This is a genomic window from Pseudomonas shirazensis, assembly GCF_050496565.1.
Classification (GTDB): domain Bacteria; phylum Pseudomonadota; class Gammaproteobacteria; order Pseudomonadales; family Pseudomonadaceae; genus Aquipseudomonas; species Aquipseudomonas shirazensis_A.
On sequence record NZ_JBNWAE010000014.1, the window covers coordinates 101,402 to 126,353 of the forward strand.

The window sequence follows — 24,952 nt, forward strand, 5'->3', positions numbered from 1 at the left end:
TAAAGCGATCCAGGCTGGATCACGCGTGGATCAGTTGCCGTAGACCGGCAGCTTCTTGCAGATGGCCTTGACCTTCTCACGTACCGCGTCGATCACCGCCTGGTTGTTCAGGTCGGCGAGGATGTCGCAGATCCAGCCAGCCAGCTCACGGCATTCGGTTTCCTTGAAGCCGCGGGTGGTCACAGCCGGGGTGCCGAAGCGCAGGCCCGAGGTGACGAACGGCGAACGTGGATCGTTCGGGACCGAGTTCTTGTTGACGGTGATGAACGCGTTGCCCAGGGCAGCGTCAGCATCTTTACCGGAGATGTCCTGCTTGATCAGCGAGAGCAGGAACAGGTGGTTTTGAGTACCGCCGGACACCACGTCGAAGCCGCGCTCGATGAACACTTCGGCCATGGCCTGGGCATTTTTCACCACTTGTTGCTGGTAAGCCTTGAACTCAGGCTGCAGCGCTTCCTTGAAGCAGATCGCCTTGGCGGCGATGACGTGCTCGAGCGGGCCGCCCTGGGCGCCTGGGAACACTGCCGAGTTGAGTTTCTTCTCGATGTCGGCGTTGGCACGGGCCAGGATCAGGCCGCCACGCGGACCGCGCAGGGTCTTGTGGGTGGTGGTGGTGACCACGTCGGCGAACGGCACCGGGTTCGGGTACACGCCAGCGGCAACCAGGCCGGCAACGTGGGCCATGTCGACGAACAGGTAGGCACCGACCTTGTCGGCGATGGCGCGGAAGCGTGGGAAGTCGAGAACCTGCGAGTAGGCCGAGAAGCCGGCTACGATCATTTTCGGCTTGTGTTCAACAGCCAGGCGCTCGACTTCGTCGTAGTCGATCAGGCCATTGCCGTCGATGCCGTACTGCACGGCGTTGTACAGCTTGCCCGACGAGCTGACGCTGGCGCCGTGGGTCAGGTGACCGCCGTGAGCCAGGCTCATGCCCAGGATGGTGTCACCGGCCGACAGCAGAGCCAGGTAGACCGCAGCGTTGGCCTGGGAGCCGGCGTGCGGCTGGACGTTGGCGTAATCGGCGCCGAACAGCTCTTTGGCGCGATCGATAGCCAGTTGCTCGACCACGTCGACGTATTCGCAGCCGCCGTAGTAGCGCTTGCCTGGGTAGCCTTCGGCGTACTTGTTGGTCAGTACCGAACCTTGGGCTTCCATCACCGCGGGGCTGGTGTAGTTTTCCGAAGCGATCAGCTCGATATGCTCTTCCTGACGCTGAGCTTCTTGCTCCATGGCGGCAAAGAGATCGGCGTCGTACTTGGCAATGGTCAAATCACGGCTGAACATGGCGGTCCTCAAGGATCGGGGCTGAATTGGGTGTGCATTCTAACCGATTGGCCGAGGCGTGGCATATGAACTGGCGTCATGTCGCAGACCAATGCCATTCACGTCGTAAAATGACCGGGCGGACACGCCGCTCGGCTCACTGGAACATGAACAGCGTCTCGTTGCTGAACTGCGCTTCGAACTGCTGCGGCGGCATTGGCCGGCCGAACAGGTAGCCCTGCACTTCGTCGCAGTCGTGCTCGCGCAGAAACTCCAGCTGTTCGTGGGTTTCGACACCTTCGGCGATTACTGCCAGGTTGAGGCTGTGGGCCATGGCAATGATCGCCCGGGCGATCTGCGCATCCTGCTCGCCGGAGGGCAGGCCGTCGACGAAGGTGCGGTCGATCTTGAGCACATCGATGGGGAACTGCTTGAGGTAGTTAAGCGATGAGTAGCCGGTGCCGAAATCATCCACAGCGATGCTCAGGCCGAGGTTTTTCAGGCTGTCGAGGATCTGCATTGCCTCATGCACTTCGCGCATCAGGATGCTTTCGGTCAGCTCCAGCTCCAGACACGCCGGCGGCAGCCCGGTTTCTTCCAGAATGGTCGCGATGCGCGTGCCCAGCTGGCCGTCGGAGAACTGCCGCGCCGAGATGTTCACCGACACTTTCGGTACGCGCACCTTGGCCTGATGCCAGGCCTTGAGCTGGCGGCACGACTCGCGCAACACCCAGTCGCCAACATCCACCACCAGCCCGACCTCTTCCAGCACCGGGATGAAGTCGCCCGGCGGCACCAGCCCGCGGCGCGGATGGCGCCAGCGCAGCAGTGCCTCGGCGCCGGTCAGGCGTTTGCCGTCGCCGCTGAATTGCGGCTGGTAATAGAGGATGAATTCGTTCTGTTCGAGGGCATGGCGCAAGTCGCTTTCCAGCTCCAGGCGTTCGAGGGCACTGGCGTTCATCTCGGTCTGGTAGAACTGGAAGTTATTCTTGCCGCGCTCCTTGGCGTGGTACATGGCGGTGTCGGCGTTTTTCATCAGCTGACTGAGTTCGCTGCCATCCTGCGGACTCAGGGCGATGCCGATACTGGCGGTGACGAAGAACTCGCGGTTTTCCAGCACGAACGGCCGCACCAGGCTGCCAAGAATGCTCTCGGCAACATGAATCGCGCGGTTCAGGGCTTGTTCGCGGCTGGCGCGTGGCTGCAGCAGCAGGGTGAATTCGTCGCCGCCCATGCGCGCTACGGTGTCGTCGTCATCGACGCACTCGAGCAGGCGCTGGGCCATGTCTTTGAGCATGCGGTCGCCCGCGGCGTGGCCGAGCGAGTCGTTGATCGGCTTGAAGCGGTCCAGGTCGAGGAACATCAGCACCACCCACGACTTCTGCCGCTCGGCCTGTTGCAGGGCCGTGTACAGGCGGTCCTGGAACAGCGTGCGGTTGGGCAGGTGGGTCAGGGCGTCGTAGTAGGCCAGGCGGTGAATGCGCTGTTCGCTGGCCTTGCGCTCACTGATGTCGGTGAAGAAGCACACGTAGCTGGCCAGGTCACCCTCATCGTCGAGCACCGCGGTGATGCCGACCCAGGCCGGGTAATGCTCGCCGTCACGGCGTTTGAGCCAGACTTCGCCCTCCCAGCTGCCGCGCTGGTTGAGTTGCTTGAGCACGTAACGCAGGTGTGATTCCTGCTGGTCCTCGACGGTGAGCAGGCGTGGCAGCTGGTCGAGCACTTCGCTGACCGCATAACCGCTGACCCGGCTGAAGGCGTCGTTGGCCTGGACGATATAGCCGGCCGGGTCGGTGATCAGAATCGCCGAGGTCGAGTGCTCGAATACCGTTGCCGCCATGCGCAGGTCTTTTTCTGCACGGCGTTGCTGGCTGATGTCGCGGCCGACCCCAAGGATGCCCTCGAAGCGCTCGTGCTCATCCCAGACCAGCACCAGGCGCAGCTCGATCGGGATCTTGCGGCCATCGGCGCGCAAGCAGTCGAACAGGAACAGCTGGGTTGGCAGTTCGGTGCGCAGCAGGGCCAGTTGCGCGCGGTCATCGATCGCGTTGCTGACCCGATCCATCAACGCGTAGACGCCGCTCAGTTGGGTCGGATTGGCGACCACCGACTGCCAGCCATTGGCGAATATCCACTCCGCCTCATAGCCGAGCACGGCACGCACCGACGGGCTGACGTAATTGAGCAGCAAGCGGCTGTCGGTGGAGAAGATCACGTCGCTGATGCTCTCTGCGAGCATGCGATAGCGCTGCTCGCTGTCACGCAGCGACGCACTCGCCTCGATCTGTACGGTGACGTCCTTGCCGACGCCGACGATGCGCGTGACCTGGCCATCGTTGTCACGGGTCAGCACCTGCTCGCGGATGTCATAGCAGCGCCAGCCGCCGTCATGGTGGCGGAAGCGCAACTGGCAGTGCAGCGCCTCGCGGTGGCCGCTGTCGCGTTGCAACTGCAGCTGGCTGCGATAGTGCGCGGCGTCTTCGGGGTGCAGCAACAGCTCCCAGAAGCGCTCGCCCATCTGCGCCAGCTCGGCGCGGTCGTAGCCCAGAGTCTGGCCCAGATGCCGGTTGCTGAAGATCATCCGCTGGCTGGCAACGTCCTGCACGTAGAGCTGATCGGGCACCGTACGGACCACGTCCGACCAAAAGCTTTCGCGCTCCAGCAGCGACAACTCGACCTGCTTGCGGCTGGTGATATCGCTGATGCTGAGGATCACCGCCTGATAATCGCGGCGCTGCTGCGGCAGGCGCACCATCAGCCACAGGTGCAGGTCGCCTCCCAGCGGCGCCGGCAGGCAGACTTCCAGCTCAAGCACACTGCGCTGTTCGATCAGGGCGTCGATCAACTGCATGCCGACGCTTTCGCGGCCATGCCCGGACGCCTCGATCAGGCGCTGCCAGGCGCCATCGTGGCATTCGACACTGAGCAACTGGCGCGCCACCTGGTTGATCTCGGTGATTTTCAGTTCCTGCAGCAACGTGCGGCGCAGGTTAGGCTCCAGCGCCAGGCTCTGCCTCAGTGCCGCCAGGTTACGCAGGTGATAGCGATCGAGCTGACCGGGTAGGCTAGACAGGTCGAGCACGCATAGGGCAACGCCGGTGCCTTCGAAAATCTCGTGATAGCGGCGGCGGTCTTCCTGCAGCGCGCGCTGGCGCCGGCGCATGTTGATCAGCGCCAGCAATGGCAGCAATGCGCAGATCACCACCAACAGGCATTTGCCCAGCAATGGCAGCAGCAGTTGCTGGCGAGTCAGGCCTTCGTCATACAGGCCGCGCAGTTGCCAGGTACTGTTATCGAGGAAGGCGAGCATCACGCTTTGTAGCGGTTCACCGCTGGAAGCGGCAGATTCATGGCGCTCCAGCACCGCACCGTCGCGGCTGCTTTCCAGCAGCCAAAGCGGATGGTCAGGGCCGTCCAGGTGCTCGGTCAGCGCCGAGTAATAGTCAGTGCTCAGGCGCAGCAGCCAATAGCCGACGCCTTGTTCCGGCGTTTGGCGCAGCAGCAGATAGATCATGCCGTTGTCCGCAGCATTGGCAAAGAAATGGCTGCGGCCGCGATTCAATTGCAGCAACTCGTCAATCAACTGGCGGTCAGGGCTGCCGATCAGACTGTCGGCCACGACCTGGCCATTCTGGTTCAACCAGGCCACATGGCGCAGGCTAGGCAGGCGCGTCTGCAGGGTTTGCAGCAGCGACGGCAATGCTTCAGGCGTCGGCGCTTTGACGTAGGGCTGGACCAGATTCAGCGCTTGCTGAGCTTTGAGCGCCAGATTCAGGTTGAGGTTGTCGGCCAATTTGGCGCTGGCGACAACCGTGTGTTCACGCATGTCAGCCTGGGTATGGCGGAACTGCGCGAACAGCTGCCACAGCAGCAAACCCAGCAAAACCAGCGCAAGCATGGCCAGCGCACCCTTGAGCGAGCCGCGCAGGGATACCGCGCTCGGAGTGGGAGCAGGGCGCAAAACGGGCGGTTGATTGAGATTGGTCAAGCGGTGGTCCTGCAATTGGGCGGCGACGGCAGGGGCGCAACATGCATGGGTCGTGCCTGAGCCTGGGGTGGCGCGCACTTATAGTTGTGGACACATGAAGGCGGCTAGCATGCCTGCAATTATGGCGAAGTGCCAGCTCTGCTTCCAGCGTATTGCCGACACGTTGATCGGCTGCGGTTCGGCAACCCCGTGCTGGCTGTGCGAGAATGCCCGCCGCTTGACTGTTTACGCTTCTGGAGATGTTTGGTTTTGGTTACCCACTATTCCCTCAACGGCCTCGATTCCGCCTGCGGGCGCAGCAGCCAGACCCTGGTCAGCACCGGTGTGGCCGATGCCGTTTCGTGTAAATCCTGCCAGCGCTCGCTGGTCAAACCTGATGCTGGCGCGGCGGTGGTGCGCAAGAGCCCGTCGCTGGCCGAGTTGCGCAAGTCGGCCAAGGCTGCCAAGGCGGCCAGTGAGCCTGGTTTCGCGGTTGCCTCGGTGGCGCTGCCGGTAGCGGCTGCTTCGGTAGCCACACCGCAGGTCAATCCTGCGCTGGCGGCTGTGCTCAAACAGCCGGTGTCGAGCCAGCCAGCGCCTGCGGCGAGCTTCAACGCCAAGGCCGCCTGGGCAGCGCAGTTGGTCAAGCAGGCCGGCAATCGCCCGCCGCGGGGCAAGCAGGCCAAGCAGCGCCGCGGTTGATGCAGCTGGCTTGAAACTGTGTGATTTGGGGCCGCTGCGCGGCCTTCGCGGGTTAACCCGCTCCCACAGGGTGAACTGCCCCGCTATTCCTGTGGGAGCGGGTTCACCCGCGAAGGGCTGCAAAGCAGCCCCCCTTACATCAACCCCTGACATCTGGCCAATGCCCGCAGTTGGCGTAGAATGGTCGCCTTTGTTCACTGACACCCTGCAAGCACATCCCCCTGGCATCAGCCGGGTAGTGCGGATGTCTTCACCTATCTATAGAGGGCTTGGTTTTGGCTCAATACGTCTACACCATGCATCGGCTGAGCAAGGTCGTGCCGCCGAAGCGCGAAATCCTGAAGAACATTTCGCTGTCGTTCTTCCCCGGCGCCAAGATTGGCGTGCTCGGCCTCAACGGCTCGGGCAAATCGACTTTGTTGAAGATCATGGCTGGCGTCGACAAAGAGTTCGACGGCGAAGCCCGTCCGATGCCTGAACTGAACGTCGGCTACCTGCCTCAGGAGCCGCAGCTGGACCCAACCAAGACCGTGCGTGAAGTGGTCGAGGAAGCGGTCAGCGTGATCAAGGACGCCCAGGCGCGCCTGGACGAGGTCTATGCCGCCTACGCCGAGCCGGATGCCGACTTCGACAAGCTGGCGGCCGAACAGGCCAAGCTCGAGTCGATCCTGCAGGCCGCTGACGGCCACAACCTCGAGCGTCAGCTCGAAGTCGCCGCCGACGCCCTGCGTCTGCCGGCCTGGGATGCCAAGGTCGAGCACCTGTCCGGTGGTGAAAAGCGCCGCGTCGCCCTGTGCCGCCTGCTGCTGTCGGCCCCCGACATGCTCCTGCTCGACGAACCAACCAACCACCTGGATGCTGATTCGGTGGCCTGGCTGGAGCGCTTCCTGCACGACTTCCCGGGCACCGTGGTCGCGATTACCCACGACCGGTACTTCCTCGACAACGTTGCTGGCTGGATCCTCGAGCTCGACCGCGGCGCCGGTATCCCGTACGAAGGCAATTATTCGGGCTGGCTGGAAGCCAAGTCGGACCGTCTGGCGCAAGAGTCCAAGCAGCAAAGCGCTCACGAAAAAGCCATGAAGGAAGAGCTGGAGTGGGTGCGCAAAGGCGCCAAGGCCCGTCAGTCCAAGTCCAAGGCGCGTCTGGCCCGCTTCGAAGAAATGCAGTCGCAGGAATTCCAGAAGCGCAGCGAGACCAACGAGATCTATATCCCGGCCGGTCCGCGCCTGGGCGACAAGGTCATCGAGTTCAAGAACGTCAGCAAGAGCTACGGCGATCGCGTGCTGATCGAGAACCTCTCGTTCGCCATGCCCAAAGGCGCCATCGTTGGCGTGATCGGCGGTAACGGTGCCGGTAAGTCGACCCTGTTCCGCATGCTGATGGGCAAGGAGCAACCGGACTCGGGCACCATCGAGATCGGCGAAACCGTGCAACTGGCCTGTGTTGACCAGAGCCGCGAAGACCTCGACGGCAGCAAGTCGGTGTTCCAGCAGATTTCCGACGGCTCCGACCAGATCCGCATCGGCAACTACGAGATCCCGGCGCGTACCTATGTTGGCCGCTTCAACTTCAAGGGCGGTGACCAGCAGAAGTTCGTCAAGGACCTGTCCGGTGGTGAGCGTGGCCGTCTGCACCTGGCGCTGACCTTGAAAGAGGGCGGCAACGTCCTGCTGCTCGACGAACCGTCCAACGACCTCGACGTCGAAACCCTGCGTTCGCTGGAGGAAGCGCTGCTCGACTTCCCAGGCGCAGCCATCGTGATTTCTCACGATCGATGGTTCCTGGACCGCGTCGCCACGCACATCCTCGCCTACGAAGACGACTCCAACGTGCTGTTCTTCGAAGGTAACTACACCGAGTACGAAGCTGATCGCAAGAAACGCCTCGGCGATGCAGCGGCCCAGCCGCACCGTGTTCGCCACAAGAAATTGGCGCAGTAAAAGCTGCATCCGCTGCACAAGATTGGGGCCCTGCGGGGCCCCTTTTTTGTGCCTGCTTGAGCGCCGGCCATCCTGCTTTCACGGGCATTCCGCGTGGTTCTTTGTATACATTTATATAAAACGCACCAATTTATTTCAAAAAAACGACATTTTGCCCTGTTGCAGTGCGATCGGTTCTTGATAGAGTCGGGAAAAAATATAAGTCCAATCCTCTCTTGGTGAGATGTCTAGCATGATCGAATCCGTCGACGATTTCCTCGCGCGCCTGCAGCAACGTGACCCAGGCCAACCCGAATTCCACCAGGCAGTGGAAGAGGTCCTGCGTACCCTGTGGCCATTTCTCGAGGCCAACCCTCACTACCTGCAAGCCGGCATTCTCGAGCGCATCGTCGAGCCTGAGCGCGCGATCCTGTTCCGTGTCTCCTGGGTCGATGATCAGGGCAAGGTCCAGGTCAACCGCGGCTACCGCATCCAGATGAACAGCGCCATCGGCCCCTACAAAGGCGGCTTGCGCTTCCATCGCTCGGTCAACCTCAGCGTGCTCAAGTTTCTCGCCTTCGAGCAGACCTTCAAGAACTCGCTGACCTCGCTGCCCATGGGCGGCGGCAAGGGTGGCTCGGACTTCGATCCAAAGGGCAAGAGCGACGCTGAAGTGATGCGCTTCTGTCAGGCCTTCATGAGCGAGCTGTACCGCCACATTGGTGCTGATTGCGACGTGCCGGCCGGTGACATCGGCGTGGGTGCCCGCGAAATCGGCTTCATGTTCGGCCAGTACAAGCGCCTGGCCAACCAGTTCACCTCGGTGCTGACCGGCAAGGGCATGACCTACGGCGGCAGCCTGATCCGCCCGGAAGCGACCGGCTATGGCTGCGTGTACTTCGCTGAAGAAATGCTCAAGCGTCAGGGCCTGCGTATCGACGGCCGCCGTGTAGCCATCTCCGGCTCCGGCAACGTCGCCCAGTATGCGGCGCGCAAGGTCATGGACCTGGGCGGCAAGGTCATCTCGCTGTCCGACTCCGAAGGCACGCTGTACTGCGAAGCTGGCCTGAACGACGCGCAATGGGACGCGCTGATGGAGCTGAAGAACGTCAAGCGTGGGCGTATCAGCGAACTGGCCAGCCAGTTCGGCCTGGAGTTCCGCAAGGGCCAGACGCCATGGACCCTGGCCTGCGACATCGCTCTGCCATGCGCAACCCAGAATGAGCTGGGCGCCGAAGACGCGCAGACTCTGCTGCGCAACGGCTGCATCTGTGTGGCCGAAGGCGCCAACATGCCGACCACGCTCGAGGCTGTGGATATCTTCATCGATGCGGGCATTCTGTATGCCCCGGGCAAAGCTTCGAACGCCGGCGGCGTTGCCGTCAGCGGCCTGGAAATGTCGCAGAACGCCATGCGCCTGCTGTGGACCGCCGGTGAGGTGGACAGCAAGCTGCACAACATCATGCAGTCGATCCACCATGCCTGTGTGCACTACGGCGAAGAAGCCGATGGCAAGGTCAACTACGTCAAAGGCGCGAACATCGCTGGCTTCGTCAAGGTTGCCGATGCCATGCTGGCGCAAGGCGTGGTCTGACATACGCTCGTGTAGCGGCCTTGCCGGGGCGCCGGACCGGTCGGAAAGGCCCGCACAGCGGGCCCAGCAATTCAGCGGCGTTGCGTAGATCCGGGGGCCACTACGCGACCCTTTCCGACCGGTCCGGCGCCCCGGCAAGGCCGCTCCTACACAGCGTCTGGCGTTATGGCGGTAATAACGATCATCTGGTCCCCGGCCGGGCGCAGCCACAGGACTTCATCCCCCGGTGCTGCGCCCAGTAACGCGCGGCCCAGTGGCGAACCCCAGTTGATCAGGCCCTGCCTGGCGTCTGCTTGATCCTCGCCGGCCAACTGCACGCTGTGTTGTTGCTCATCCTCATCGATAAACACCACGCGGCTGCCAATCTGCACCTTCTGCGCGGAGCTCGCCGGCGGTACCACCTGTGCGCTCTGCACGCGCGCGGAGAAATAGCGCAGTTCGCTTTCGGTGTTTGCCACCTGTTGCTTGTCGGCGCGGTCACCCTCTGCCAGCAGTTGCTCGCGCTGGGCGTTCAGCGCAGCGACGCGCTGCTGCAGCAAGCGCAGGCCTGTGGCGGTGACATAGTTGGGTTGCTCACTGACACGGCGCTCAATCGGCTGTTCGACGTGGGCGGCGGCGTGGTCTTCGTTGACGAATGCTCGGCTCATGCTGGGTCCTCCTTTGCGATGGGACCTAGCCAATAGCCAGTCGTTTCAGTCGATGCCTGAACAGGGCGAGTGTATTCATTGATCAGCACGAGCAGCATTGATGTGTGCAGATAAACTAGAGCGGGCAGAGCAAAACTGCCGCAGTTCACACGGCGGCAGTTGCTTTGTTGAGGATTTAGGGCAGCCGAGGTTCAAGGCCGCTCTGCGCTCAGGTGGGGGTCCAGCTGATATCGTCGATGTTCGTATCAAAGGGAGCATCCGACGTGTGTTTTTGCCCCTGATACTCGATGCGAGAAATCAGGTTGCCAGGTGACGTATAGGAAAGTTTCATGAAGTAACTAACTTCTCTTTTCGATTTGTCCGTTTTGAACGGTGTCTGGTTGGCGGGATCCAGCGTACCTATTAAAGAGTCATTGATATCATAGAATCGTACGGTGCCAGACAGGGTGGTGAATCTCATGAGGGTGAGCGTTATGCTGCGCGCAAGAGACCTCAACGAGAATGATACCACCGCGTCACTATACGCATGGACGTTGCCAAGTTGCCCTGCGTACGGCCCCCAAAGACTGCCGTCCTGTCTATGTACATTGGCTATTCCTGACACGAGTTTAAGGCTAAGTCCCGGGAATTCAATCGGCTGGCCAATGCTCAGCCAAGTCAATTTACGTACCGAGTCGAAGTTCTCGCTCGTTGTTGTAGATGCGAGACTGCCTTCAAATTTCAAGGTAATTGGTTGCGAGCTGAACTTTTCACCTGACGGATGACGTTCAACTTCATAGGTCATGACCGAATCTTTTTTGCCATGCACAACCGTCATTTCAGCAGGCGTCACAGTCACCGTTTGCTTACCCAAGGTTGTCACCGTGTGAATCTTGACGACGTCCTCGCCAAACTTGATATGAATCTTGTCGCCGATGGCCATGCCGCTGTAGTGTGGAATTTCCAACACCAAACCGCTCGGAGGCACTTTTCCGAGATCAAGTGTTCCTTTCGAAGCTGAAGGAACAGTCAATTCAGCACTCAGTTTTTTCAGCATTTCAGCGGTGGCAATGGTGAAGATGAGATCGCCAGACACTTTATTGGGCACATCATCGTCTGCCCATTCGACCACATAGTAGACCCACACCTTCACCGGTTTGTCGCCTTTTACCTGCAGATGCTCCGCAGGCACCAGGAACGGGCTGGGCTTGTCGCCGGCTTGCAGTACCTGATCGTCCTCATAGACGCCGCCTTCAGAGGTCTCCCAGTACAGCGTGACCGTGCACGGGGTTGGTTCAACCTCCTTGGGCGGAATGAAGATCTCTACGCTGTATTCATACGAAGGATCATCCGGATCAAGGATGTTGCGCGGTAGGGGGAACTCGGTTAGCGGTGGCGCAAGCGTCTCTGCAGGCTCACCAACAAAGTACCGGGCGGTCTCAGAGTAGAAGGTATAATTACCACGCTTGACCTCATAGTAAATATCTACCCAACCGCCATCGAACGGTTTGATGAATTGTGGTCCGCGCAGTCGAATAGGCAGTAGCTTGCCAACTTGTTTGGCGGAGACCCGAATCATCTTGCTGCTCATGTGGGCCGAATTGCCATCGGACGTCCTGCCGTCCCACATGACGATCACTTCGTCCTGTTCTTGCAAATGTGCTTCAACCGGGATCAGCACATGGACCACCGCGTCCTCGGCTTTGATCTGATAATCGAGGTTTTTATCTTTATTGAGTGTCGGTGCTGGCAGATCGGCGGGGGCGCCCGCGATTTCATAGAAGGCTGCCTGAGAGGTGGTTGCTGTACCGCTGCGGGTCAGGGTGTAGGTTAGACGGATCCTGCCACCACTGAGAGCTGCGATTACATGCAGAGGCACTTTGAAGGTCAGTTCGGTGCTCGCTTTGCTCACCACTTCCGGACCATAGCTATTAGGGATCTCCTGGCCTGCACTGGAGGTGCCGTTCCAGTTAAGGAGCACGCTGTCGCCAGCCTGGAATTGACCGTTGATTCGGGCCACTACGTGGTCGCTTTGCAGCTCGCTGATGTTGATCTTGCCAGTGGTGTTGGCTTTGCCTTCTGCATCGAGCAGTGCCGGAGCTTGCACTACCGGGACGCGCAGTTGTACATGGGCGAAGGCTTCTTCGGACAACTCCGACCCATTACCAACTTCGTCGGTAACGTAGTAATAAACCGGCACCTTGGTGCTGTCGCCTGCCTGCCTGATCATCTGCTCATCAACAATGATCACAATAGGCTTGCCTACCTCGGCCTTGGTCACCACATGATCGACGGTCGAATTACCCCAGAACAACCTGATGCGATCTGCCTCATGCATGCTCAGGTACGGAGGGATCGTCACCTTGACCTTGGCGCTTGCTTCAACCGGGCCGATTACGTTGGAGGTGGGAAGCGCGACGGTCGGGGCAGCCAATGCCTGACCGCGGCCTTTTTCACCCTCTACCCCCGGTTGTCCATTGCGATAGAACGTGGTGCTGTCAGCGGAGACAAGCACAGCCGTGAGGGGATTGAAAACAAAATATCGTAGCGTGGCTTTGCCTTTGGGCACTTTCTTGCCTTCTACGCGCAAGGTCAGGTAGCTGCCCTCGTTCTGCTTCGTCACTTTTGTGGAGGTCAACCAATCGTCGTTCCATGCCACCGTTACAGTGTGACCCGCTTTCATGCCTGGATAGGGCGGCACGATCACCGATACGCCGTCGCCATCGTCAGCTACCAATTCGTCGTTGATGCCAAGATCTGCGCTTGAGGTACCTACTACAGCGCCTTCAATGAACGGGCGGGGCCCTTTATCGGCGGGCAGTTTGCCGTATTTGTCCTGACCGTATTTTGCATAAGCCGCCAGCAATGCGGTCATGATCTCCTTGCCATCGGTCTCATCGACGACTGCATCGGCAGGGTTAAAACTTTGAGCGTTAGTGGACATTGCGTTAATTCCCTCTATGTGATTTGCCTGCATGGCAGACACAACATAGAGATGACGGGAATAAGCCGACAACTGGCAGAACTGCTAGGTATGGGCCGTGAACAGTTGTCAAAAGGAGGCCTGGTCAGCCCGCTGGTGTCGGGTCCAGCTAGTTATGACGGTAGGCCCGCGCAGTGTCGCGATCCTTTTCCCGCTGCCAGTCGCGGTCACGCTCGTTCCAGTAGCGTTCACGATAATCACGCAGATCCTGATTGGCCTGCATGCTCTGGCATTGGCGAAAACCGTCGTCCCAGCCAGTTTCATACTGGCGCTCGGCAAGATAGCGCGGCACGTTCTTGCGAAAGTCCCCGACCATCAAGCCTGCCGCCTGGCGGCCGCTGCTGCAGCCGTCGCCATAACCATCGGCGTAGGCGGGCGGATAGCCGTGCTCGATCATCTGCTCGTGAGCTGACTGGCAGCCCGTGAGCAACAATGCTATTCCGATTCCAAGCCAATACCGCGACATGTGCCAGACCTCCAGGTGATAGGGAAAGTCTAGGCGCCGGATTGTCGCGCTGATGTCAAAACAGTGTTGGATTGCTGTACGGCCACACCCGGCCTGATCGCAACTCTGTACGCTCAGACCGGGGCAGGCTGCATCAGTAGTGGTACCACTTCAACTCGAGCATCACCTCGTTCTGCACAGTGGCCAGGTGGCTGTATTCACGCTTGGCGCTCAGGCGCAGGCCCAGGTCCTGGCTGATTTCCCACTGCTGATTGAGGCTGAGGCTGCGGCGCACTTCGCCATTGGTGAAGTAATCGCCCTTGGCCTCGACGGTCATGTTGCCCAGGCCATTGCGCCAGAGCAGGCCACCATTGAAGCCTGCAGCCGGGCTGATGAACTCGGCAAAGTCGTTGTGGTGTTCGACCCGCACCGTGCCCAGGGCAAAGCCAAGCAGGCCATCGGCCAACTGCCAGGTGCCGCCGGCGCCGCCGTTGACGTGGCTGACCAGCACTTCATCGTCATGTTTGCCCGGCACCCGCTCAAGGCCACCGGCAACCTGCCAGGACAAAGGCTTGAGCAGCTCGTTGCGCGGCGTCAGCGAACGGATGGTGGCGAGGTCGAGTTGCTGCACCTGCCAGTCGTTGCCTTCGTACTGGCGCAGCTTGAGTTGCAGAATCTCGATCTGTGCGCCGAGCGGGAAGCCGTAGGCGTTGTCGTTGAGGTCATGGTAGGCCATGCGCAGGCCGTACTCGGCAAAGGCGCGGTCTTCACGGGTGCCGACGCCAACCTGCCAGGTGCGCGACTGGTGGCCGTTTTCAGGCAGGCCAGGGCGTTCTACTTCCAGTGGCTCAGGTGGGTTGCGGTTGATTGCCTGCAGCAGTTCGAAACTGCGCCTGGCCTGAGCCGGGTCGCGTTCCTGGCCGTTGGCGCGATAGCGCTCCAGGCGATAGGCAGCGTCTTGCACCAGGGCCTGACGCGGCTTGGGCAGGGCATTGAATTCAGCGCTTTGCAGCTGCGCAGTGTCGGCGCTGATGGCCAGCACTTGCTGCTTTTCCTGATGATCGAGCGAATCTGCGCGGGCCAGCAGTTCACGTTCACGCGAGGGCCGGTAGCGCACACTGGAAACCAGCCCGGATTGCTTGACTGCCTTGACCGTGTCGGTAGGGATCGCGGTCAGCGGGAACTGCGAGGTCAGGTCGAGCCCGGGACGGGCGACTTGCAGCAGTTCTAGCAGGCGATACGAGCAGTTTTCGTCAAAGAAGAAATAGTCGAACTGGACCTGCTTGAGTTCCCACACGTGCTCGACCATGCGCCCGGTTTCGGTTGGCGTCAGGTCCAGCTGGTACTCCCATAGATCGCGGTTTTCCAGGCTGCGGTATTCGGACAGCTTCTCCTGATAAGGCATCAGCGCGAACAACCCGGGGTAGCCGCCTGCCAGGCCTTTCCAGGCATACAGAATGCTGTTGTCACTGCCCTCGATGTAGGCACCGAAGTTGATCGCGTAGCTGAGCAGGGTGGTGTCGTCGTCGCGGGTCTTGGCCTGGTCGATGCGCAGCAGGGTATGGCCGAACATCGACGACGGGCTGTTCAGGTACGCCGCGGGGAAGATCAGCACCGCGCTGTGCGGGTCGACCGACTGGTACCACTGGCGGAATTCGGCGCAGTCGGGCTGCGGCAGGTCCTGCAGGTCGAGTTGCTCGCGCAGCCAGCGGGTGCGCGCGGGGTAGACGCATTGGGCGTGCTTGTCGCCGAGGCTGGCCGGGGCATAGAGCGCCTGCACGGTGGCCGCGAGTTCGCGATCCGGATGGTGCCCGCCGTCTTCGGCGAGGAAGAATTTGGCATCGTCGACATAACTGCGCCAACCGCCCAGTTTGCCGGTCTCGTAGTGGCCGAGGGCAATCCAGTAGGGCGTGGCCGCCAGCTGTTGCAGGCGTGCAGGGTCGACGTGGGGTGCAGCATTGAGCTGGGCGCTGCCAAGCAGAGCCAGAAGGGCAAGGCGTTTGAGCATGTCGGGCAACTACTTCTTGAAGGATGCCGATGATGATGCCAGTCCCGCCCCGGTGAGGGGGCGGGAAGGGCCGGACTCAAGCCTCGGTAGCGTACTTGGCCAGTTGCGGGTCGCTTTTGAGCACCGCGAGGGTGTTGTTGTGCACGGTTTCAGCAGTGGCGTCGGCGCTGTTGAAGATCTCGCCGAAGTGCTGGTGGGTAACCGCGGCGAAGTGCGCGCGATCTTCAGGTGCAACGCCGAGGACCACGGCGTAGGTGGTCAGAGCTTCGCCCTGGCCTTGCGCCATGTCTTCGGAAAGCTCGTTCATCATGCCGTTCATGGCGAACCAGGACTTGCCGCCGTAGGTCAGCGAAGCCTTGGTCGAGCAACCGTTGGTGCCCGAGGTCATGCCGAAGGTGGCGTTGCCGGAAGTACCGTTGGTGGTGGAAGCCAGGAAGTGAGCAGGAGTCCCGCGCTGGCCTTCGAACAGCATGTTGCCCCAGCCGCAGTTCGGGCCACCAGGTGCGTCAGCCATGGCGTTGATCGAGATTGCGGTGAACAGAGTACCCAGAAGAATCCGTTTCATAGCTTCGTTCTCTTTCTTAGTAGACTTACCAATGGTCAGGGGTTCTGGCAATTCCTTGCCAGCTCGGAACAGCATAATGCTACCCCGCGCAATGTTGGAGTTTAGGCATGATCCAAAGGTTGCGTGGCTTATTACAAAAAATTGCATGAGTAATTGCCAGGGGTTGGCTGCGACATAAAGTCCCGGTGAGCCTTGCAACGTGCGGCAAGGCAGCGCCAGAATGCTTTCATCGCCCCGCCGAAGTAAGGAAACCCAATGCCCGATCCTGTCGCTGCGCGCCTGCGTCTTGCGCCTGAAGCCCTGACCCGGCGTTTTTCACCCGAGCAGTTCGCTTTCACCAATACTGACGATCTGGAACCGTTTCGCGGCGTTCTGGGCCAGGAACGTGCTGTCGAGGCCCTGCAATTCGGTGTGGCCATGCCGCGCCCTGGTTACAACGTGTTTGTCATGGGCGAGCCGGGTACCGGTCGCTTCTCTTTCGTCAAACGCTACCTGCGCGCCGAGGGCAAGCGGCAGAAGACGCCGGCTGACTGGGTGTACGTCAACAACTTCGAGGACATGCGCGAGCCACGGGCGCTGGAGCTGCCGTCGGGCACTGCCGGCGAGTTCATCAGTGACATGAACGGTTTGATCGACAACCTGCTGGCGACCTTCCCGGCAGTGTTCGAGCACCCGTCCTACCAGCAGAAAAAAAGCGCCATCGATCGCGCCTTCAACCAGCGCTATGATCGTGCCCTGGATGTTATCGAGCGTGCCTCGCTGGAGAAGGACGTGGCCTTGTACCGCGACGCCAGCAACGTTGCCTTCACGCCGATGAGCGATGGCAAGGCGCTGGACGAAGCGGAGTTCGCCCAGTTGCCGGACGAAGTACGCGAGCGCTTCCATGAGGACATCTCACAGCTCGAAGAGCGCCTCAACGAAGAGCTCGCCAGCCTGCCGCAATGGAAGCGTGAGTCGAACAACCAGCTGCGCCAGCTCAACGAAGAAACCATCACCCTGGCACTGCAGCCGCTGTTGGCACCGCTTTCAGAAAAATACGCTGAAAACGCAGCAGTCTGCGCCTATCTGCAGTCGGTGCAGTTGAACCTGCTGCGCACCGTGGTTGAAGAACTGGTCGATGACGCCAAGACCGACCCGGTCGCGCGCAAGATGCTCGAGGAGTATTACGCGCCAAGCCTGATGGTCGGTCACCCCAACAGCGGCGGCGCGCCGGTGGTATTCGAGCCGCACCCAACCTATGACAACCTGTTCGGGCGCATCGAATACAGCACCGATCAGGGCGCGTTGTACACCTCCTATCGCCAACTGCGCCCGGGTGCCTTGCACCGCGCCAATGGCGGTTTCCTGATCCTTGAAGCGGAGAAGATGCTCGGCGAGCCGTACGTCTGGGACGGCCTCAAGCGTGCCCTGCAGTCGCGCAAGCTGAAGATGGAGTCGCCGCTGGGTGAGTTGGGCCGTGTGGCCACGGTCAGCCTGGCGCCGCAGATGATCCCGCTCAACGTCAAGCTGGTGATCATCGGCTCGCGTCAGCTGTATTACGCGCTGCAAGACCATGATTCGGACTTCCAGGAGATGTTCCGGGTGCTGGTCGACTTCGACGAAGACATGCCCATGGTCGACGAGAACCTGGAGCAGTTCGCCCAGTTGCTGCGTACCCGCACCAACGAGGAGGGCATGGCGCCGTTGACCAGCGATGCGGTGGCGCGGCTGGCCACCTACAGCGCTCGCCTGGCAGAAAACCAGTCGCGCCTGTCGGCGCGCATCGGCGATCTGTTCCAGTTGGTCAGTGAGGCGGACTTCATCCGCCAGCTGGCCAACGGCGAAATGACGGATGCTGGGCACATCGAACGGGCCCTGAAAGCCAAGGCGACTCGCACCGGGCGCGTCTCGCAGCGGGTGCTCGACGACATGCTCGCCGGGATCATCCTGATCGACACCGAAGGCGCGGCGATCGGCAAGTGCAACGGGCTGACCGTGCTCGAGGTGGGTGATTCGGCGTTCGGCATGCCGGCGCGAATCTCGGCCACGGTGTATCCCGGTGGCAGCGGTATCGTCGACATCGAGCGTGAGGTCAATCTGGGCCAGCCGATTCACTCCAAGGGGGTGATGATCCTCACCGGGTATCTGGGCAGCCGCTACGCCCAGGAATTCCCCCTGGCGATCTCGGCGAGCATCGCCCTTGAGCAGTCCTACGGCTACGTCGATGGCGATAGTGCGTCGCTGGGCGAGGCCTGTACGCTGATCTCGGCGCTGTCGCGCACGCCGCTCAAGCAGTGTTTCGCCATCACTGGCTCGATAAACCAGTTTGGCGAGGTGCAGGCGGTAGGCGGGGTCAACGAGAAGATCGAGGGCTTCTTCCGCCTGTGCGAAGCACGCGGCCTGACCGGAGAGCAAGGGGTTATCATCCCGCGCGCCAACGTCGCCACGTTGATGCTCGACGAGCGTGTGTTGCAGGCTGTGGAGGCGGGTCAGTTCAACGTCTACGCGGTCAGCCAGGCGGACGAAGCGTTGAGCCTGCTGGTTGGCACCGATGCCGGTACGCCGGATGAGAACGGTGAATTCCCCGAAGGCAGTGTCAACGCCCGGGTGGTCGAGCGGCTCAGCGAGATTGCCGAAATGATCAGCGAGGAAGACATCAAGGACGCAGAGAAGGAGCGGATGGAAGAGATGATCGCTCAAGCCAAACCGGCCTGAGTCAAAAAATCGGCGCTGGCGGCAATGTGCTACCGTTCGGCGCCGGTTTTCCATCTTTTTCCGTTGATCTTCTATGCTGGAACTTAGGGAGAGCAATAGCGTTCAGGATGGAAACAGCCTGCAGTGACTGGCTGAACTGGTTACCTCAGAGGGGACGCCGCCATGCGCAACCTCAGCCTCACCCGCCAGTGCCTTGGCCTGGTGACTCGTATCGAATGCAGTATTCGCCCGCTGTCGGGTGACAACGGCATGTGGACGCTGCTGTTTGCGGCCGGCATGGCCGGTGAGCAACCGTCCGCAATCAAGGCGCAGGGGCCGTTTCATGGGCCGCTGGTGGCTGAATCGGTGCTCAATGCGATCGTCGACAGCCTGACCCTGCACGGGTATCACGTCGCTGAAGACCCGCAGATCTGGTGTGTGCACCTGCAAGGGCAGCTGCGCAAGATCAACGGTGAACGCTGCCGCAATCTGGGCGACTATCAGTTTCATCCTGAAACCTGACCCGTCCGCTTGATCGATTTGTATCCTGCGGCAAGCGACCGCAGGCTTTTGCTGTCACAGGCGGCTGGCTATACTCGCGATCGCTTTCCGCTCACCTGACGAGTTTTATCCTCCATGGAACGTTTTCTCGAGAACGCGATGTACGCATCGCGTTGGTTGCTTGCCCCGATCTACTTCGGCCTGTCGCTTGGCCTGCTGGCGCTGGCGCTGAAGTTCTTTCAAGAAGTCCTGCATGTACTGCCCAACGTGTTCGCCCTCAGCGAGGCCGACCTGATCCTGGTCATCCTGTCGCTGATCGACATGTCGCTGGTTGGCGGCCTGCTGGTGATGGTGATGATCTCCGGTTACGAGAATTTCGTCTCGCAGCTGGACATCGACGACAGCAAGGAAAAGCTCAGCTGGCTGGGCAAGATGGACTCGACCTCGCTGAAGATGAAGGTTGCCGCGTCGATCGTGGCAATTTCTTCGATTCACCTGCTGCGGGTATTCATGGACGCGCAGAACATCTCCACCGACAAGCTGATGTGGTACGTGATCATCCACATGACCTTCGTCATTTCGGCATTTGTCATGGGTTACCTGGACAAGCTGACCAAGCACTAAGCACTGCTCTGCCGCATTGCCCACGCCGCCCGACCGTTGCCCAACGGCCGGGCGGTTGTGTATCTGCGCTGCGCAGTGGCCCGGTAGCTGATCTGCTGCGCCGCAGTGTGCTAGGCTGCTCGCCCTTTTGATCAAGGGCGCGGCTGCACTGCGCCCTGCTGCGGAGCCAGTCAATGTCCGAACTCATTCTGTCCACCGACGAAACCCGCGTCAGCTACGGCATTGGCCGTCAGCTCGGCGGTCAGCTGCGTGACAACCCACCACCAGGCGTCAGCCTGGAAGCCATCGTCGCCGGCCTGACCGACGCCTTCAATGGCGTTGAAAGCCGCGTCAACGAGGCCGACCTGTCGGCTGCGTTCAAGACCATCCGCGACATCATGCAAGCAGAAGCCGCTGCCAAGGCTGAAGTCGCTGCTGCAGTGGGCGTCGAGTTCCTGGCTGAAAACGCCAAGCGCGAAGGCATCACCACCCTGGCTTCGGGCCTGCAGTTCGAAGTACTGACCGCTGGCGAAGGCGCCAAGCCAAGCCGCGACGACACTGTGCGCGTTCACTACCACGGCACCCTGATCGACGGAAATGTCTTCGACAGCTCCTACGATCGTGGTCAGCCTGCTGAATTCCCGGTTGGCGGCGTGATCGCTGGCTGGACCGAAGCTCTGCAGCTGATGAATGCCGGCAGCAAATGGCGCCTGTACGTGCCGAGTGAGCTGGCTTACGGCGCTCAGGGCGTTGGCAGCATCCCGCCGCACAGCGTGCTGGTGTTCGACGTCGAGCTGCTCGACGTTTTGTAACACTGTCTGGGCCGCCTGGTGCGGCCCTTTCGCTTGACCTTCAGTTCCAGTAATTCTCAGTTCCAGTCAGTCCCGCCAGGGCGCAATGCCCGTGCATAGCAGAACAGAAACAAATTACGCACCAGCTCCTTGAGCACCACCGGTTCACTTGAATTAAGCCCATGCAGGTCCAGGTCACCCTGGTCGCGTAGCTCGTTGAGGGCGTCCTGTTCAAGTACCGCGCACACTTCACCGGTCTCGCGGTGGAGAATTCTCAGGTAGGGATGGGGGCGGTCCAGCCAGGCGTCGATCAGATAAGTCATGGCTACTCTCCTTGGATAGCGGTTTCCAATGAGAATAATTCTTATTATCAAAATAGCAAGTAACTATTGGTTTTTTTCGCCAATGGATCGGTCGATCCTGTTGCAGGATCTGTCGGGGCCACCGAGGGCAGCCCCAGACCAGAGCAAGTCAGACCTTGCGCACGAACTCGGACTTGAGCTTCATCGGGCCGATGCCGTCGATCTTGCAGTCGATGTCATGGTCACCGTCGCACAGGCGGATGTTCTTGACCTTGGTGCCGACCTTGACCACCAGCGAGGTGCTCTTGACCTTGAGGTCCTTGATCACGGTGATGGTGTCGCCGTCCTGCAGGACGTTACCGACCGAATCCTTCTTCACCACGTCATCGTTGGCCGCTTCGGCATCGCCGCTGGCCGACCATTCGTGGGCGCATTCAGGGCAGATCAGCTGGGTGCCGTCTTCGTAGGTGTATTCGGAATTGCATTTGGGGCAGGCAGGCAGAGTGCTCACTACGGGTCCTTTGGCAGGGCTGGAAAAGCCTACATTGTATAAGGTTTTGCCGGCGAGCGGGGCGATGAGATTCTTTCGTATCAACCTGGGTTGGCGCGGTCGGTGTAGGAGCGGCCTTGCCGGAGCGCCGGACCGGTCGGAAAGGGGCGCGTAGCGGCCCCGGCTATTGCAGCTTCGCAGCCGATATCCGCGGGCCAGCTGTGCTGGCCTTTCGCGACACAAGGCCGCTCCTACAAAAGCGCGGCGTACTGCTTAGTGAGTACGGGCTACCGCAAACTCGCTGAGCTCGACCAGTGCATCGCGGTACTCGCTGGCGGGCAGTACTTCCAGGCAGGCGATGGCGCGGGCGACGTAGTCACGGGCCATCTGCGCGGTGTAGGCGAGGGCGCCGGAGTCCTGTACGGCAGCGCGGATCTGCTCGAGGTCTTCCAGGCCACCCTTCTGGATCGCCTTGCGCACCAGTGCGGCCTGCTCGGGCGAGCCTTCACGCATGGTGTAGATCAACGGCAGGGTCGGCTTGCCTTCGGCCAGATCGTCGCCGACGTTCTTGCCCAGGGTCTCCGAGTCGCCCTGATAGTCGAGCAGGTCGTCGACCAGCTGGAAGGCCACGCCAAGGTGATCACCAAAGGTGCGCAGCGCTTCACGTTGCTCGTCGCTGGCACCGGCCAGCGCAGCGGCGCTGTGGGTCGAGGCTTCGAAGAGCATCGCGGTCTTGCCGCGGATGACTTCCATGTATACCTCTTCGCTGGTGCTCGCATCACGCACCCGCGACAGCTGCAGCACTTCGCCTTCGGCGATCACGCGAGTGGCCTTGGCGAGGATCTGCATGACCGACATCGAGCCCAGTTCGACCATCATTTCGAACGAGCGCGAATATAGGAAGTCGCCCACCAGCACGCTCGGCGCGTTGCCCCACAGCGCGTTGGCGGTGGAGCGGCCACGGCGCATGCCGGACATGTCGACCACGTCGTCGTGCAGCAGGGTGGCGGTGTGGAGGAACTCGATGGTCGCTGCCAGCAGGCGCAGGTCGTCGCTTTCGCGACCCAGCGCCTTGCCGCAGAGCAGTACCAGCAAGGGCCGCAGGCGTTTGCCGCCGGCCGACGTGATATAGTCGCCGATCTTCGATACCAGCGGCACGCGCGAGGTCAGCTGCTTCTTGATGATCTCGTCGACGGCGCTGAAATCATCAGCTACCGCGCGGTAGAAGGTTTGGGGTTGCATCGGCTGCTCCATTGGGGTTGCGCGGCATGCTAGGTCGCGGGTACCGGTGTGTCAAGGCACGCTGCCTGCCCTGCCTGGGCGGGACTTGCAAGGCCATCCTGGGTTGCGTACAATCGCGCACCCTAACTTTCCTGGGCAGCACCTGCCTTACGCAATTGCGCCGGGCCGTTCCAGCCTTGTGCAGCCATGCCAGCCAATACTCAATATATAAAGAGCTGGGTGAGCAGGATTATCGGAGAAATACCATGTCTTACGCAGTAATTGTTACCGGCGGCAAGCAGTACAAAGTCGCTGAAGGTGAATACCTGAAGATCGAGAAACTGGAAATCGCCACTGGCGAATCCGTGACCTTCGATCGCGTCCTGCTGGTTGCCAATGGCGACGCAGTCACCATCGGTGCTCCAGTTGTTGCTGGCGCTACCGTGGTTGCCGAGGTCATCTCGCAAGGCCGTCACGACAAGGTTCGCATCATCAAGTTCCGTCGTCGTAAGCACCACATGAAGCGTATGGGCCACCGCCAGTGGTTCACCGAGATCAAAATCACCGGCATCCAGGCTTAATTTCCTAGATCCCCTGAATTTATTTGGAGAATTGAACCATGGCTCACAAGAAGGCTGGTGGTAGTACTCGTAACGGTCGCGACTCAGAATCGAAACGCCTTGGCGTGAAGATGTATGGCGGCCAGGTCATCAAGGCCGGCAACATCATCGTCCGTCAGCGTGGCACCCAGTTCCACGCCGGCTACGGCGTTGGCATGGGCAAGGATCACACCTTGTTCGCCAAGATCGAAGGCGTGATCAAGTTCGAGAAGAAAGGCGAATTCAACCGCCGTTACGTGAGCGTCGTCGCGGGCTAATCGCGCTGTCGCTGGAGAAGCCCCGTCACGCGACGGGGCTTTTTCGTTTGTGGTGAGCCTCTTGCAAAGCTGTTTGTCTGGGCTGCCGGCGTCGGTCTCTGCGTCTCGGGGTCGCCGCGCTCATTTTTGCAAGAGCCTCATGTTTTTGAGTCATTTCAACTCGTCTGCTGACGAGAGGCGGTTTCTATGAAGTTTGTTGACGAAGTATCGATCCGGGTCAAAGCCGGTGATGGCGGTAACGGTTGCATGAGCTTCCGCCGCGAGAAGTTCATCGAGAACGGTGGCCCCAACGGTGGTGATGGCGGCGACGGTGGCTCGGTGTACATGATTGCCGACGAAAACCTCAACACCCTGGTCGACTATCGCTACACCCGTCACTTCGACGCCCAGCGCGGCGCCAACGGCGGCAGCACCGACTGCACCGGCAAGAAGGGCGAAGACATGATCCTGCGGGTGCCGGTCGGCACCACCGTGATCGACGCCTCGACCCAGGAAGTGATCGGCGACCTGGTCAAGGCCGGACAGAAGCTGATGGTCGCCCAGGGCGGCTGGCACGGCCTGGGCAACACCCGTTTCAAGTCCAGCACCAACCGTGCGCCACGCCAGACCACCCCAGGCAAGCCGGGTGATCAGCGCGACCTGAAACTGGAAATGAAAGTCCTCGCTGACGTGGGCCTGCTCGGCTTGCCCAACGCTGGCAAAAGTACCTTCATCCGTTCGGTATCGGCCGCCAAGCCAAAAGTCGCCGACTACCCGTTCACCACCCTGGTGCCAAACCTGGGCGTGGTCAGCGTCGACCGCTGGAAGAGCTTCGTCATCGCCGACATCCCCGGCCTGATCGAAGGCGCCTCGGAAGGTGCCGGCCTGGGTATTCGCTTCCTCAAGCACCTGGCGCGTACTCGCATCCTGCTGCACCTGGTTGACCTGGCGCCGCTGGACGAGACCAACTCGGCAGACGCTGCCGAAGTCATCGTCAACGAGCTGACCCGCTTCAGCCCGTCGCTGGCCGAGCGTGAGCGCTGGCTGGTGCTGAACAAGTCGGACATGCTGATGGACGACGAGCGTGACGAGCGGGTCAAGGAAGTGGTCGAGCGCCTGCAATGGAAGGGCCCGGTCTACGTGATCTCGGCAATCTCCAAGCAGGGCACCGAAGCCCTCAGCCGCGACATCATGCGCTACCTCGAAGACCGCGCCGACCGCCTGGCCGCCGACCCAGCCTACGCCGCGCAACTGGCCAGCCTCGATCAGCGCATCGAAGACGAAGCGCGTGCTCAGTTGCAGGCCCTGGACGATGCCCGTACCTTGCGCCGCACCGGCGTCAAGAGCGTGCACAGCGTTGGCGAAGACGATGTCTGGGATGATGATTTCGAGGACGACGAAGACGGCCCGGAAATCATTTACGTGCGCGACTGATCGCTT

The 24,952-nt window shown here is 60.9% G+C and carries 20 protein-coding genes; 10 read left to right on the plus strand and 10 right to left on the minus strand.

The window, feature by feature from the left end; all coding sequences use genetic code 11:
- Positions 1–30: 30 nt before the first annotated feature.
- Positions 31–1,284 (minus strand): serine hydroxymethyltransferase, encoded by a 1,254-nt coding sequence (gene glyA, locus ACQZ2L_RS19650; protein ID WP_101316367.1) that lies wholly within the window; start codon positions 1,282–1,284, stop codon positions 31–33.
- 136 nt (positions 1,285–1,420) lie between these two features.
- Complete coding sequence (locus tag ACQZ2L_RS19655) at positions 1,421–5,251, minus strand: sensor domain-containing protein (RefSeq protein WP_430327469.1); 3,831 nt, start codon at positions 5,249–5,251, stop codon at positions 1,421–1,423.
- Between the two features lie 249 nt (positions 5,252–5,500).
- Between ACQZ2L_RS19655 and ACQZ2L_RS19660 the strand changes: the two genes are divergently transcribed.
- From ACQZ2L_RS19660 to gdhA, 3 genes are all read left to right on the plus strand, one after another.
- Positions 5,501–5,932 (plus strand): hypothetical protein, encoded by a 432-nt coding sequence (locus tag ACQZ2L_RS19660; RefSeq protein WP_430327485.1) that lies wholly within the window; start codon positions 5,501–5,503, stop codon positions 5,930–5,932.
- Between the two features lie 275 nt (positions 5,933–6,207).
- Positions 6,208–7,875 carry an energy-dependent translational throttle protein EttA gene (gene ettA, locus ACQZ2L_RS19665; protein WP_103435998.1) on the plus strand — a complete coding sequence of 556 codons (1,668 nt, stop codon included), beginning with the start codon at positions 6,208–6,210 and terminating at the stop codon, positions 7,873–7,875.
- Between the two features lie 232 nt (positions 7,876–8,107).
- Complete coding sequence (gdhA, locus tag ACQZ2L_RS19670) at positions 8,108–9,448, plus strand: NADP-specific glutamate dehydrogenase (RefSeq protein WP_101316375.1); 1,341 nt, start codon at positions 8,108–8,110, stop codon at positions 9,446–9,448.
- Between the two features lie 146 nt (positions 9,449–9,594).
- On the opposite strand, the gene ACQZ2L_RS19675 is transcribed toward gdhA, so the two are convergent.
- The 5 genes from ACQZ2L_RS19675 to ACQZ2L_RS19695 all read right to left on the minus strand — a co-directional run bounded on the left by ACQZ2L_RS19675 (position 9,595) and on the right by ACQZ2L_RS19695 (position 16,075).
- Entirely contained in the window at positions 9,595–10,095 is a 501-nt protein-coding gene (locus ACQZ2L_RS19675) for a GreA/GreB family elongation factor (protein WP_430327470.1), read from the minus strand.
- A 208-nt stretch (positions 10,096–10,303) separates the two neighbouring features.
- The gene (locus ACQZ2L_RS19680; RefSeq protein ID WP_430327471.1) at positions 10,304–13,018 is read right to left on the minus strand and encodes a hypothetical protein; all 2,715 of its coding nucleotides are present in this window, start codon (positions 13,016–13,018) and stop codon (positions 10,304–10,306) included.
- Between the two features lie 148 nt (positions 13,019–13,166).
- Positions 13,167–13,523 (minus strand): hypothetical protein, encoded by a 357-nt coding sequence (locus ACQZ2L_RS19685; RefSeq protein WP_430327472.1) that lies wholly within the window; start codon positions 13,521–13,523, stop codon positions 13,167–13,169.
- A 133-nt stretch (positions 13,524–13,656) separates the two neighbouring features.
- Entirely contained in the window at positions 13,657–15,510 is a 1,854-nt protein-coding gene (locus tag ACQZ2L_RS19690; RefSeq protein WP_430327473.1) for a DUF4105 domain-containing protein, read from the minus strand.
- A 76-nt stretch (positions 15,511–15,586) separates the two neighbouring features.
- Positions 15,587–16,075, minus strand: coding sequence for a DUF3015 domain-containing protein (locus ACQZ2L_RS19695; RefSeq protein WP_103436003.1), 489 nt, complete (start codon positions 16,073–16,075; stop codon positions 15,587–15,589).
- Positions 16,076–16,330: 255 nt separating this feature from the next.
- Between ACQZ2L_RS19695 and ACQZ2L_RS19700 the strand changes: the two genes are divergently transcribed.
- From ACQZ2L_RS19700 to ACQZ2L_RS19715, 4 genes are all read left to right on the plus strand, one after another.
- Positions 16,331–18,769 (plus strand): Lon protease family protein, encoded by a 2,439-nt coding sequence (locus tag ACQZ2L_RS19700; RefSeq protein WP_430327474.1) that lies wholly within the window; start codon positions 16,331–16,333, stop codon positions 18,767–18,769.
- Positions 18,770–18,931: 162 nt separating this feature from the next.
- Complete coding sequence (locus ACQZ2L_RS19705; RefSeq protein WP_101316388.1) at positions 18,932–19,270, plus strand: hypothetical protein; 339 nt, start codon at positions 18,932–18,934, stop codon at positions 19,268–19,270.
- Between the two features lie 114 nt (positions 19,271–19,384).
- Positions 19,385–19,873: a TIGR00645 family protein gene (locus ACQZ2L_RS19710; protein ID WP_101316390.1), complete on the plus strand. Its 489-nt coding sequence runs from the start codon at positions 19,385–19,387 to the stop codon at positions 19,871–19,873.
- 173 nt (positions 19,874–20,046) lie between these two features.
- Entirely contained in the window at positions 20,047–20,664 is a 618-nt protein-coding gene (locus ACQZ2L_RS19715) for an FKBP-type peptidyl-prolyl cis-trans isomerase (protein WP_430327475.1), read from the plus strand.
- Positions 20,665–20,720: 56 nt separating this feature from the next.
- On the opposite strand, the gene ACQZ2L_RS19720 is transcribed toward ACQZ2L_RS19715, so the two are convergent.
- The 3 genes from ACQZ2L_RS19720 to ACQZ2L_RS19730 all read right to left on the minus strand — a co-directional run bounded on the left by ACQZ2L_RS19720 (position 20,721) and on the right by ACQZ2L_RS19730 (position 22,677).
- Positions 20,721–20,966, minus strand: a complete 246-nt coding sequence (locus ACQZ2L_RS19720; protein ID WP_101316394.1) for a PA4570 family protein — start codon at positions 20,964–20,966, stop codon at positions 20,721–20,723.
- Positions 20,967–21,114: 148 nt separating this feature from the next.
- Positions 21,115–21,456 carry a zinc ribbon domain-containing protein YjdM gene (locus ACQZ2L_RS19725; RefSeq protein WP_430327476.1) on the minus strand — a complete coding sequence of 114 codons (342 nt, stop codon included), beginning with the start codon at positions 21,454–21,456 and terminating at the stop codon, positions 21,115–21,117.
- Between the two features lie 252 nt (positions 21,457–21,708).
- Entirely contained in the window at positions 21,709–22,677 is a 969-nt protein-coding gene (locus ACQZ2L_RS19730; RefSeq protein WP_103436007.1) for a polyprenyl synthetase family protein, read from the minus strand.
- A gap of 245 nt (positions 22,678–22,922) precedes the next feature.
- Here ACQZ2L_RS19730 and rplU point away from each other — a divergent pair, with 245 nt between their 5' ends.
- The 3 genes from rplU (at position 22,923) to cgtA (ending at position 24,946) form a co-directional block, all read left to right on the plus strand.
- The gene (rplU, locus tag ACQZ2L_RS19735) at positions 22,923–23,237 is read left to right on the plus strand and encodes a 50S ribosomal protein L21 (RefSeq protein WP_101316400.1); all 315 of its coding nucleotides are present in this window, start codon (positions 22,923–22,925) and stop codon (positions 23,235–23,237) included.
- A 38-nt stretch (positions 23,238–23,275) separates the two neighbouring features.
- On the plus strand, positions 23,276–23,533 hold the full coding sequence (gene rpmA, locus ACQZ2L_RS19740; RefSeq protein WP_101316402.1) for a 50S ribosomal protein L27: 258 nt from the start codon (positions 23,276–23,278) through the stop codon (positions 23,531–23,533).
- A gap of 186 nt (positions 23,534–23,719) precedes the next feature.
- Positions 23,720–24,946, plus strand: coding sequence for an Obg family GTPase CgtA (cgtA, locus tag ACQZ2L_RS19745; RefSeq protein ID WP_101316404.1), 1,227 nt, complete (start codon positions 23,720–23,722; stop codon positions 24,944–24,946).
- Positions 24,947–24,952 lie beyond the last annotated feature (6 nt).

What these genes read in the sequence shown, in the direction of transcription:
- glyA (WP_101316367.1), bottom strand. Translation starts at nt 1,284, where the DNA reads ATGTTCAGCCGTGATTTGACCATTGCCAAGTACGACGCCGATCTCTTT.
- gdhA (WP_101316375.1), top strand. Translation starts at nt 8,108, where the DNA reads ATGATCGAATCCGTCGACGATTTCCTCGCGCGCCTGCAGCAACGTGAC.
- ACQZ2L_RS19675 (WP_430327470.1), bottom strand. Translation starts at nt 10,095, where the DNA reads ATGAGCCGAGCATTCGTCAACGAAGACCACGCCGCCGCCCACGTCGAA.
- ACQZ2L_RS19680 (WP_430327471.1), bottom strand. Translation starts at nt 13,018, where the DNA reads ATGTCCACTAACGCTCAAAGTTTTAACCCTGCCGATGCAGTCGTCGAT.
- ACQZ2L_RS19685 (WP_430327472.1), bottom strand. Translation starts at nt 13,523, where the DNA reads ATGTCGCGGTATTGGCTTGGAATCGGAATAGCATTGTTGCTCACGGGC.
- ACQZ2L_RS19690 (WP_430327473.1), bottom strand. Translation starts at nt 15,510, where the DNA reads ATGCTCAAACGCCTTGCCCTTCTGGCTCTGCTTGGCAGCGCCCAGCTC.
- ACQZ2L_RS19695 (WP_103436003.1), bottom strand. Translation starts at nt 16,075, where the DNA reads ATGAAACGGATTCTTCTGGGTACTCTGTTCACCGCAATCTCGATCAAC.
- ACQZ2L_RS19700 (WP_430327474.1), top strand. Translation starts at nt 16,331, where the DNA reads ATGCCCGATCCTGTCGCTGCGCGCCTGCGTCTTGCGCCTGAAGCCCTG.
- ACQZ2L_RS19705 (WP_101316388.1), top strand. Translation starts at nt 18,932, where the DNA reads ATGCGCAACCTCAGCCTCACCCGCCAGTGCCTTGGCCTGGTGACTCGT.
- ACQZ2L_RS19710 (WP_101316390.1), top strand. Translation starts at nt 19,385, where the DNA reads ATGGAACGTTTTCTCGAGAACGCGATGTACGCATCGCGTTGGTTGCTT.
- ACQZ2L_RS19715 (WP_430327475.1), top strand. Translation starts at nt 20,047, where the DNA reads ATGTCCGAACTCATTCTGTCCACCGACGAAACCCGCGTCAGCTACGGC.
- ACQZ2L_RS19720 (WP_101316394.1), bottom strand. Translation starts at nt 20,966, where the DNA reads ATGACTTATCTGATCGACGCCTGGCTGGACCGCCCCCATCCCTACCTG.
- ACQZ2L_RS19730 (WP_103436007.1), bottom strand. Translation starts at nt 22,677, where the DNA reads ATGCAACCCCAAACCTTCTACCGCGCGGTAGCTGATGATTTCAGCGCC.
- rplU (WP_101316400.1), top strand. Translation starts at nt 22,923, where the DNA reads ATGTCTTACGCAGTAATTGTTACCGGCGGCAAGCAGTACAAAGTCGCT.
- rpmA (WP_101316402.1), top strand. Translation starts at nt 23,276, where the DNA reads ATGGCTCACAAGAAGGCTGGTGGTAGTACTCGTAACGGTCGCGACTCA.
- cgtA (WP_101316404.1), top strand. Translation starts at nt 23,720, where the DNA reads ATGAAGTTTGTTGACGAAGTATCGATCCGGGTCAAAGCCGGTGATGGC.